General features: G+C 70.6%; 1 protein-coding gene. It reads right to left on the bottom strand.

What is annotated here, in order from left to right:
• Positions 1-211 precede the first annotated feature (211 nt).
• A partial coding sequence (locus VHK87_RS07425) for a PBP1A family penicillin-binding protein (protein ID WP_329634266.1) occupies positions 212-2,259 on the bottom strand: 2,048 nt, incomplete at its 5' end.

Genomic DNA, 2,259 nt, shown 5'->3' with positions numbered 1-2,259 from the left:
GCCAGCAGGGGAGGGGGCGCGCGCATTGGGGCGTGGACATAGAGGCGGCGGCGGGAAAGGGGAAGGCGGCATTCCCTCCCCTTCATGGGGAGGATGGTCCCGAAGAGAACGGGTGGGGGCGTTATGGCCTGACAGGGAGCTGGCGATCAGCGCCGGAGCCCGAGACTCCCCACCCGTCCGCGTCCAGCCTCCCCTTGGAGGCGGCGAGGAGCTACTCGATCGAGATCGGCTCGGTCCTCAGGGCCTCGTCGTCGGCCAGCGCCGCCTCGGGTTCGGCGACAGCGGCGGCGCGGCTGAACTCGGCGGAGAGCATCTCGTAGAAGGCGTTGCGCTCGGCGGTCTGCAGCTCCGGCTCGGGCTCGATGCCTACCCAGTCGAAGTCGCGGGGGCTCATGCCCTGGTGGGCGGCGACCATGAAGCGGCGCCAGATTTCGGCCGGCAGCTCGCCGCCGGTGACCTGCCTCATCGGCTTGCCGCCGTCGTCGCCGAGCCACACGCCGGCGGTCAGCTCCGGGGTGAAGCCGATGAACCAGGCGTCGCGCCAGTCCTGGCTGGTGCCGGTCTTGCCGGCCGAGGGCCAATCGAAGGCCGCCCGCGTGCCGGTGCCGCCGGTCACCACCTTCTTCAGCATCCGCACCATCTGCCCGGCGCGGGCCGAGTCGTAGGCGTAGGCCGGCGCGCTCGGCGGGTGGACGTAGAGCTGCTGGCCGAGCGGGGAGGTGATCTCCTCGATGAGGTAGGACTGGGTCCGGTAGCCGCCGTTGGCGAACACCGAAAAGCCGCTGGTCAACTCCAGCAGGGTGACCTCGTAAGCCCCCAGCGCCACCGACAGGTTCGGGTGGTCGGGGATGCTGTCCAGGCCGAAGCGGCGGGCCAACACCGCGACCGAGTCCGGGCCGGCTTCCTGGGCCAGCTGGACCGCGACGGTGTTGATCGACTTGGCGAGCGCCGTCTCCAGGGTCACCGGGCCGGAATAGCCGCCGCCGTAGTTGCCCGGGTCCCAGTCGCCGATCTTGATCGGCTCGTCGAGCTTGACGTCGGTCGGCATCGCCCCGGCCTCCAGCGCGGCGGCGAACACGAACGGCTTGAACGTCGAGCCCGGCTGGCGTTTTGCCTGGATCGCCCGGTTGAACGAGCTGTCGCCGTAGTCGAGGCCGCCGACCATCGCCCGGATGGCGCCGTCGGGCGCCAGGGCCACGACGGCGCCCTGGGTCGCGCCGCGGCCGCGCCCTTGCGCCTCAACCACTTCGCGCAGGATCTCGGCGCCGGCCTTCTGCATGTCAGGGTCGATCGACAAGCGCACGATCAGGCTCGGCGCATCGTCGCCGACCAGCCGCACGGCCTCGGCGGTGGCGTGGTCCAGCACATAGCCGAAATCGCCCTCGCCGCCGGTGCGGTCGGCGAGCTTTGGCGGCTCCGCGAGCGCCTCTCGGGCCTCTTCCGGCGTGATCCAGCCGGCCCGGGCCATCGAGGCCAGGATCAGCCGCCCGCGGGCCATCGCCCCGCTCATGTCCCTGTTGAGCGCCAGTCTCGAGGGCGCCTTGGGCAGGGAAGCGAGCAGAGCCGCCTCGCCCAGCGTCAGCCGACTGGCGGGCTTGCCGAAATAGGTCCGCGCCGCGCCGTCGACGCCATAGGTGTTGGCGCCGAAGAACAGCCGGTTCAGGTAGAGTTCCAGGATTTCGTTCTTGGTCAGCTTCTCCTCGACCCGGTAGGCGAGGGCGGCCTCCTGGATCTTTCGCTTCAGGCTGCGCTCGGGGGTGAGGAACAGGTCCTTGACCAGCTGCTGGGTGAGCGTGGAGCCGCCCTGCACGACGCGTCCCTCTCGCCAGTTGATCCAGGCCGCCCGCGCCAGGCCCTGGTAGTCCAGCGCGCCGTGCTCGTAGAACCGCTCGTCCTCGGCGGCGAGGAAGGCCTTCACCACGTGGTCGGGCAGCTGGTTCAGGGCGACCCGGTCGCCGAACCTCGGGCCTCGCTCGGCGATCAGCTGGCCCCGGCGGTCCAGGAAGCGAATGCCCGGCGCGCGCTTGGACTTGTAGAGCTCTTCCTTGTCGGGGATCTCCGGCAGGCCGGCCAGGTAGGTCTGCTTGACGTAGATCCAGCCGCTGGTCGCCGCCACCGCGGTGACGATGCAGACGGCGAGCAGCGACAGCCACACCCACTTCAGCCACCGGCGCGGCTTTCGCGCCTTGGCCTTCAGGTCCGCCCGATAGGTCTCGCCGGCTTCCAGCGGCGCGTCCTCAGGCGTCTCGGTCGTGTGTG

This window comes from Phenylobacterium sp. (assembly GCF_036263695.1).
Taxonomy (GTDB): Bacteria; Pseudomonadota; Alphaproteobacteria; order Caulobacterales; family Caulobacteraceae; genus Phenylobacterium.
This window is presented reverse-complemented; position numbering and strand designations above follow the sequence as displayed.